This window comes from Streptomyces sp. NPDC089915, from assembly GCF_040684675.1.
GTDB lineage: Bacteria > Actinomycetota > Actinomycetes > Streptomycetales > Streptomycetaceae > Streptomyces.
Genome location: NZ_JBFBGN010000049.1, coordinates 37,961 through 45,621 on the forward strand (window position 1 = coordinate 37,961; position 7,661 = coordinate 45,621).

A 7,661-nucleotide genomic window follows, 5' to 3' on the forward strand; every position below is an offset into this window, starting at 1 on the left:
CGCCTCCTCAGCGGGGTGCCAGCCAGGTGCGCAGGGCCGTGAGCAGCCGGTCGGGGGCCACGGGCTTGACCACGTAGTCGGACGCCCCGGCGGCCAGGGCCTCGGTCCGGTCGCCCGGCATCGCCTTCGCGGTCACCACCACCACGGGCAGCTCCGCGTGCCCGGGCATGGCCCGGATGGCCCGGGTGGTCGCGTAGCCGTCGAGGCCGGCCATCATCAGGTCCATCACGACCAGCCCGACCTCCGGGTGCGCGGCCAGCAGCCTGATCCCGGCCTCCCCGTTGTCGGCGCTCAGCACCTGCATGCCGGCCGACTTGAGGACCTCGGTGAGGGCGTAGACGTTGCGGGGGTCGTCGTCGACGAGGAGCACCGTCCGGTCCCGCAGGCCCTCGTCGTCCACCGGCGCCGCGAGGCCGGCCGCCGGCGTGCCCTCGTCCTGCTTCCCGCCGGCCCCGTCCGCGGCCTCCCCGTCCGGTGCGCGTCCGTCGTGTTCCGGCAGGTAGAGGGTGAAGCGGCTGCCCTGGCCGGCCGTGCTCTCGGCGGTGATGGTCCCGCCGAGGAGCCTGGAGACCTCACGGCTGATGGACAGGCCCAGCCCGGTGCCGCCGTACGCCCGGTCCGCGCCGCTGTCGCCCTGCTGGAAGGCGTCGAACACGGACTCCAGCTGCTCGGCGGGGATGCCGATCCCGGTGTCGACGACCTGGAAGGCGAGGACGGGGCCGGTCCCGCGCAGGGGGTCGGGCACCTCGTGCGGGGCGGCGGGCCGCACGCGCAGGGAGACCCCGCCGGTCCGGGTGAACTTCAGGGCGTTCGAGACCAGGTTGCGCAGCACCTGGCGCAGCCGCCCCTCGTCGGTGACCAGCCCCTCGCCCGCCGACGGGGCGCCGCTGACGGTGAACTCCAGCCCGCGCTCGTCCGCGACGGGCCGGAAGGTGACGTCCACGTAGTCCAGGACCCGCTGGAGGGCGACCGGTTCCGGGTGCACGTCCATCCGTCCGGCCTCGACCTTCGACAGGTCGAGGATGTCGTTGATCAGCTGGAGCAGGTCCGAGCCGGCCGAGTGGATGACCGCCGCGTAGTCCGCCTGCTTCTCCGTCAGATTGCCCTCCGGGTTCTGGGCGAGGAGCTGGGCGAGGATCAGCAGGCTGTTGAGCGGGGTGCGCAGCTCGTGGCTCATGTTGGCCAGGAACTCCGACTTGTAGAGGGAGGCCCGGGCCAGCTCCCGGGCGCGCTCCTCCAGTTCCTGGCGGGCCTGCTCGATCTGGTGGTTCTTCCGCTCGATGTCCCGGTTGCGGTCGGCCAGCAGGGCCGCCTTGTCCTGGAGTTCGGCGTTGCTGCGCTGCAGTTCGCGCTGGCGGGCCTGGAGTTCGCCCGACCGGGCGCTCAGCTCGGCCGTCAGCCGCTGGGAGCGCTCCAGCAGCTCGTCGGTCCGGGCGTTGGCGGTCAGGGAGCTGACGTTGACCCCCAGGAGCTCGGTGAACTGCTCCAGGAACGCCCGGTGCAGGGGGGCGAGGGGGCGCAGGGACGCGAACTCCAGAGCGCCGAGCACCTGCCCCTCGAAGACGATGGGCAGCACGATCAGGGCGGACGGGTCGGCCGAACCCGTTCCGGTGACGACCGGCGCGTACCCGGGCGGCAGGTCCTCCACGACGAGGATCCGGTGGTCGGCGGCCGCCTGGCCGACCGGGGAGCGGCCCGGGCGGAAGCGGCGCGGGCCGGACGCCGGGTCGTCGGGCAGCCCGTACGAGGCGATCGCCACCAGCTCCGCCCCGCCGGTCCCCTCGGCGCCCTCGGGACCGTCCTGGGACAGGAAGAAGCAGCCGTACTGCGCGTGGACCAGCGGCGGCACCTCCCGCATGACCAGCCGGGCCACCGTGGTGAGGTCGCGCCGGCCCTGGATCCCGCCGGAGATCCGCGCGAGGTGGGTCTTGAGCCAGTCCTGCTCCTCGTTGGCCCGGGTGGTGGCGCGCAGCGACTCCACCATGGCGTTGATGTTGTCCTTGAGCTCCCCGACCTCGCCGGGCGCCTCGACGGCGACGGTACGGGTCAGGTCCCCGCGGGCCACGGCGCCGGTGACCTCGGCGATGGCCCGCACCTGCCCGGTCAGGTTGGCCGCGAGCTCGTTGACGTTCTCGGTCAGCCGGCGCCAGGTGCCCGAGACGTCCGCGACCTCGGCCTGGCCGCCGAGCCGCCCCTCGCTGCCGACCTCGCGCGCCACCCGGGTCACCTCGGCGGCGAACGAGCCCAGCTGGTCGACCATCGTGTTGATCGTCGTCTTCAGCTCCAGGATCTCGCCGCGGGCGTCCACGTCGATCTTGCGGGTGAGGTCGCCCTCGGCGACGGCCGTGGTGACCTGGGCGATGTTGCGGACCTGGTTCGTCAGGTTGTCCGCCATCGAGTTCACGTTGTTGGTCAGGTCCATCCAGGTGCCCGACACCCCGTGGACGGTGGCCTGGCCGCCCAGCTTCCCGTCCGTGCCGACCTCGCGGGCCACCCGGGTGACCTCCTCCGCGAAGGAGGACAGCCGCTCGACCATCGTGTTGATGGTCTCCTTCAGCTCCAGGATCTCCCCGCGCGCGTCGACCCTGATCTTCTGGGTCAGGTCGCCCCGGGCCACCGCCGTGGCCACCTGGGAGATGTTGCGCACCTGCGAGGTCAGGTTGTCGGCCATGCTGTTGACGCCGTCGGTGAGCTCGCGCCAGACCCCGCCGACCGGCGGCGGCACCCGGGCCTGCCCGCCGAGCCGCCCCTGCCCGCCGACCTCCTGGGCCACCCGGGTGACCTCGGTGGTCACCAGCGACAGCTGCGCGACCATGCCGTTGAAGACGGCCGCGATGTTCCCGGGCAGTCCGCCGGCGTCCTCCGGAAGCCGGATGTCCAGATTTCCCTCGCGGACCGCCGTCAGGCCCGCCAGCAGCTGCTCCAGCGTTCTGTCTGTGTCGTCCATGACCAGCCCTGAAGAGGAACCATCGCCTCCACTGTGACACGGGCGGGCCCCGCAGGGACGTCTGCCTACACCGACGCGGTGGCGTCGGCGAGGGCGTCGACCACCTCGGTGAGGCGGCCGTGCCGGTTCAGCACGGCGCGCTGGCGGGCGGCTCCGCTGCCCTCGCGGCGCAGCCGCCGCAGCAGGTCCTCCACCAGGGCCAGGTCCCCGCTGGCCTCCAGCCCGGGGGCCGCGCGGGCCAGCATGCGCTCCACGAGCGTGCCGGCGGGCAGCCGCCCGCCGGTGGCGGGGTCGAGTCCCCAGCCGTCCAGCCCGTCGGCGGCGGCGAGTTCGTGCGCGGCGCGCAGCCGCCGGTCGGACACCTCCGGGGGCGGCCGGTCGTCCTCGGCCTCCAGGAGCAGGGCCTGCGCGAGACCGCGGAGCAGGGCGGCGACGAGGACCACCGTGTCGAGGTCGGCGTTGGCGTCGGCGACGCGGACCTCCAGGGTGGGCACGTGCTCGGAGGGGCGGGCGTACCAGTAGAGCATCCGCCGGTCCAGCAGGATCCGGTCCTCGACGAGGGCGCCCACGTACGCCTCGTACTGCGCTTCGCGCATCACCGGGGCGGGACCCACGGTCGGCCAGCGGGCGAACTGCTTGAAGCGCCAGCTGTCGAAGCCGGTGTCACGGCCCAGGGCGAAGGGGGAGTTGCCGGTCAGGCACTGCAGCACGGGCAGCCAGGGGCGCATCCGGTGCGACAGGCTCAGGGCAGTGGCCCGGTCCATGCTGCCGAGGTGCACGTGGCAGCCGCACACCAGGCCGTCGTAGCGGCCGACGAGCGGGGCGAACGCGCGGGCCATGCGCCGGTAGCGGTCGGAGTCGGTGACGGTCAGCGGCCGGGCGGGAGGGACCGCGGGGGTCCCGGTCGCCACCAGCCGGCACCCGTACTCCCCGGCGGCGGCCACCGCGGTACGCCGCAGCCGCGCCAGCTCGGCCCGCAGCCCGCGGGTGTCGGAGACGGGCCGCGTGCACACCTCCACCTGCGCGTTGTAGAACTCCGACTGGACCTGCTCGCCCAGCTCGACGGCGGCAGCCGCGATCACTTCGGGCGCCCGTTCCGCGGGGCGCCTGCCGGCCGCGTCGACGAGGAGGAACTCCTCCTCCACTCCCATCGTCAGCGTGCGCATCGGGGTCTCCTCCCTCGGGACCCCGCGCCTACCCGCCCGTGGCGCGCCCAGTCCCGCGCACGGGCGTCAGCGGTCGTCGCGCATGCCGTCCAGGTCCTCCTCGCGCAGGTCCCTCATCACGTCGCGCATCGTCGCGTCCTCGCGGCCCCGCTCGTGCGTGACCTCGTCGGGGGTGCGCGGCCGTCCGCCGGTCCTCAGCTGCCCGGGCTCCGGCGACCGCCCGCGGATCCGCCGTCCGTGGCCCCGCTCGGGGGTCCCGTCCCGGCTCCGGCCCTCGTCCCGCTCTCTCTCACCCATGACGCACACTCCTCGGCCCCACCCTCTCGGTGGTTTTCCTCCCCCTTTCGAACCTACCCCCGTGCGTTTGCCGCCACCGCCCCCGGGAAGACGCCGACGTGCCGCCCCGTGGTCTCGAACGCGGGGCGGTCCACACGGGCCGGGAGGCGGCCGGGCGCGGGGCGGCAGACGATGGAGGGGATGCTGGGTTTCCCGCGGGCCGGCCGGGTGTCCGGGCGGCCGGCGGGACGGGCTCGGGCGTGGGGTGCGTGCCGGATGAACGAGGACATCCAGGTCGACGACCTGATCGACAGCGCGGCGCAGGCCGCCGGCGGCTGGCTGGGCTCCCTCCCGGTGGCGCTGGTGGCCACCAGCGCCACCGGGACGATCGTCCGCTGGAACCAGGTCGCCCAGGAACTGCTCGGCTACGCCCCGCCGCAGATGCTCGGCCACAACATCGCCGACCTCCTCCACCCCGGATCCGACCGCAGTCTGGGCCGTTCCCTGTGGGAGACCGCGGCCACCGGGCGGGGGGTGATGGGCACGGTGACCGCCTGGCACCGCGACGGGCACCCCATGGAGCTGGAGATATGGGCCTCACCCGTGGCGGACCGGCAGGGCCACGGCGCCGCGACGGTCCTGGTCTTCGCCGCCGACGCCCCCGCCGCCCGCCGTATCCGGGGCTCCTCGGCGGTCTGGGACGGCCTGTTCGCCCGCTCGCCCGTCGGCATCGCCATCCTCGACACACAGCTGCGGTTCCTGCAGGTCAACGCCGCCCTGGAGGTCATGAACGGGCTGCCGGAGTCCGCCCACGTCGGGCGCCGCCTCGCCGAGATCCTCCCCGCGGTCAACGCCCGCGAGATGGAGGAGGCCATGCTCCAGGTCCTGGAGAGCGGCGAGCCGGTCCTCGACCGCCGGCGCGTCGGGCGCACCCCGGCCGAACCGGAACTCGACCGGGTCTGGTCCTGCTCCTACGTCCGCGTGGAGGACCCCGCCCACATGCCCATCGGGATCATCGCCTCCCTCGTGGACATCACCGAGCAGCGGCGCGACCACGTCGAGGCGGAGGCGGGCCGGCGCCGGCTCGCCCTGCTCAGCGAGGCCAGCATCCGGATGGGCTCCAGCCTGGACCTGGAGCGGACCGCGCAGGAACTCGCCGACCTCGCCGTCCCGCGCCTCGCCGACGCGGTCACCGTCGACGTCCTCGACGCCCTGGCCCGGGGGGACGAGCCCGGCATGGGCCTCACCGGCGGGGCGGCCCTGCGCCGGCTGGGCCGGGCCCCGCTCGGCGGATCGCGGGTGACGGACATCCTCGCCCCCCTCGGCCGCACCCTCTCCTTCCCCGCGACCGCCCCCTACACCCAGGCCCTCGCCGGACGGCAGCCCTTCCTGGTGGCGCACCTCGACGAGCGGACGATCGCCCCCGCCGCCCGGCACACGGCCAGACCGGCGCAGCTCGTCGAGGCGGGGGTCCACTCCCTCGTCATGGCCCCGCTGGTGGCCCGGGACCGGGTCCTCGGCGTGGCCGGCTTCTACCGCACCCGCCCGATCGGCCCCTTCGGCTCCGAGGACGTCACCCTCGCCTCCGAACTCGCCGCCCGCGCCGCCCTCAGCATCGACAACGCCCGCCTCTACCACCGCGAGCACGAGACCGCCGTCATCCTCCAGCGCAGCATGCTGCCCCAGCACATCACCCCGCCTGCGGGCATCGACGTCAGCCACCGCTACCTGCCCGCGAGCGACGTCAACGAGGTCGGCGGGGACTGGTACGACGTCCTGCCCCTGGCCGGCGGCAAGGCCGCGCTGCTGATCGGCGACGTGATGGGGCACGGCATCGGCGCCGCCGCCGTCATGGGCCGGCTCTCCGCCTCCGTACGCTCCCTCGCCCGCCTGGACCTGTCGCCCGTGCGGCTGCTGCACCAGCTGGAGGCGGCCCTCGCCGACCTCGCCGAGCCGATGCTCGCCACCTTCCTGTACGTGGTCGTCGACCCGGCGGCCGGGCGCTGCACCGTCACCCGGGCCGGGCACCCGCCGCCCGCCCTGGCCCTGCCCGACGGCACGGTCCGGATCCTCGACACCCCGCCCGGCGTCCCCCTGGGGGTCGGGGGCATCGCGTTCACCCCGGTCGAGGTGGAGGTGCCGCCGGGCAGCCTCCTCGTCCTCTACACGGACGGCCTGATCGAGGCGCGGGGCAGCGACCTCGACGAGCGGCTGGCCGAGCTCGCGCAGCTCCTGGCGGACCCGAGGCGCCAGCCGGACCACGTCTGCGACTCGCTGATCAGCCACCTGGTGCCGGCCGCCGCGGACGACGACATCGCCCTCCTCGTCGCACGGGTCGGCGGCTGACCCCGGAGGGCCGCGGCCCCGCGCCGCCCGGTGGGGGCGGGGCGGGGCCGCGGCCGGTGTCCGGCGCCGGGGTCAGTTCTTGCCGAGGAGGCCGTTCATCCGGGTGATCTCGGCGCTCTGGGAGCCGATGATCGAGGCGGCCATGTCCTTGGCGGGCTGGTACGCGCCGCCCGTCCGCTCCGTCTTCGCCATGGCGACGGCGCCCTCGTGGTGCTTGACCATCAGCTGGAGGAACGCGGTGTCGAAGGCCTTGCCGGAGGCCTTCGACAGCTGGTCCATCTCCTCGCCGGTCATCATCCCGGACATGGAGTGGCCCGAGTGGCCGCCGCCCTCGGCGGCGGGTACCTGCTCGCCCCAGGAGGTGAGCCAGCCGGAGAGGGTCGTGATCTCCGGGTCCTGGGCCTTCTTGATCTCGTCGGCGAGCGCCTTGACCTCGGCCGACTCGGCGCGGGTCGCGGCGAGCGAGGCCATCTCCACGGCCTGGCGGTGGTGCGGGATCATCCCCTGGGCGAAGGCGGTGTCGGCGGCGTTGTTCGCGCCCGACCCCCGCGCGGGGCCCGAGGGGGCGGCGGGGGCGGAGGCGGACGCGGAGGCCTCGTGGCCGCCCGCGTGCCCGGAGGCGGCGCCGTCGGACTTCCCGCCGCAGGCGGCGAGGACGAGGGCGGCGGTGGCGGCCGCGGCGAGCGCGGTGGTGCGGCGGATCAGGGAACGCTTGGCGTACATGGTGGTGCTTCTCCTGTGCTGGAACGTGTCGGAACGGGCTCGGCCGGCGGGAACGCCGGAGAGCCGCCCTATATGCGCAGGAGCTGCAGTTCGCTCTCGACGCGACGACCGACCTCCTCGAATCCGGCGGCTACGGCGCCCTGACCATCGAGGGGGTCGCCCGCCGGTCCGGCGTGGCCAAGAGCACCACCGGTAGATGGTGC

5 protein-coding genes are annotated in these 7,661 nt (G+C 74.6%); 1 reads left to right on the forward strand and 4 read right to left on the reverse strand.

Annotation, left to right across the window (positions count from 1 at the left end):
* Nucleotides 1–7: 7 nt before the first annotated feature.
* The 3 genes from AB0O29_RS17210 to AB0O29_RS17220 all read right to left on the reverse strand — a co-directional run bounded on the left by AB0O29_RS17210 (nt 8) and on the right by AB0O29_RS17220 (nt 4,410).
* Nucleotides 8–2,947 (reverse strand): HAMP domain-containing protein, encoded by a 2,940-nt coding sequence (locus tag AB0O29_RS17210; protein ID WP_365152424.1) that lies wholly within the window; start codon nt 2,945–2,947, stop codon nt 8–10.
* Between the two features lie 65 nt (nt 2,948–3,012).
* On the reverse strand, nt 3,013–4,113 hold the full coding sequence (locus AB0O29_RS17215; RefSeq protein WP_365152426.1) for a glutamate--cysteine ligase: 1,101 nt from the start codon (nt 4,111–4,113) through the stop codon (nt 3,013–3,015).
* A gap of 66 nt (nt 4,114–4,179) precedes the next feature.
* Nucleotides 4,180–4,410, reverse strand: a complete 231-nt coding sequence (locus tag AB0O29_RS17220; protein ID WP_365152428.1) for a hypothetical protein — start codon at nt 4,408–4,410, stop codon at nt 4,180–4,182.
* A gap of 255 nt (nt 4,411–4,665) precedes the next feature.
* On the opposite strand from AB0O29_RS17220, the gene AB0O29_RS17225 reads away from it, so the two are divergent.
* Complete coding sequence (locus AB0O29_RS17225) at nt 4,666–6,735, forward strand: SpoIIE family protein phosphatase (RefSeq protein ID WP_365152430.1); 2,070 nt, start codon at nt 4,666–4,668, stop codon at nt 6,733–6,735.
* A gap of 72 nt (nt 6,736–6,807) precedes the next feature.
* On the opposite strand, the gene AB0O29_RS17230 is transcribed toward AB0O29_RS17225, so the two are convergent.
* Nucleotides 6,808–7,458, reverse strand: a complete 651-nt coding sequence (locus AB0O29_RS17230; protein ID WP_365152432.1) for a DUF305 domain-containing protein — start codon at nt 7,456–7,458, stop codon at nt 6,808–6,810.
* Nucleotides 7,459–7,661 lie beyond the last annotated feature (203 nt).

Coding starts and splice junctions, on each gene's coding strand:
- AB0O29_RS17210 (WP_365152424.1), bottom strand. CDS start 2,947: ATGGACGACACAGACAGAACGCTGGAGCAGCTGCTGGCGGGCCTGACG.
- AB0O29_RS17215 (WP_365152426.1), bottom strand. CDS start 4,113: ATGCGCACGCTGACGATGGGAGTGGAGGAGGAGTTCCTCCTCGTCGAC.
- AB0O29_RS17220 (WP_365152428.1), bottom strand. CDS start 4,410: ATGGGTGAGAGAGAGCGGGACGAGGGCCGGAGCCGGGACGGGACCCCC.
- AB0O29_RS17225 (WP_365152430.1), top strand. CDS start 4,666: ATGAACGAGGACATCCAGGTCGACGACCTGATCGACAGCGCGGCGCAG.
- AB0O29_RS17230 (WP_365152432.1), bottom strand. CDS start 7,458: ATGTACGCCAAGCGTTCCCTGATCCGCCGCACCACCGCGCTCGCCGCG.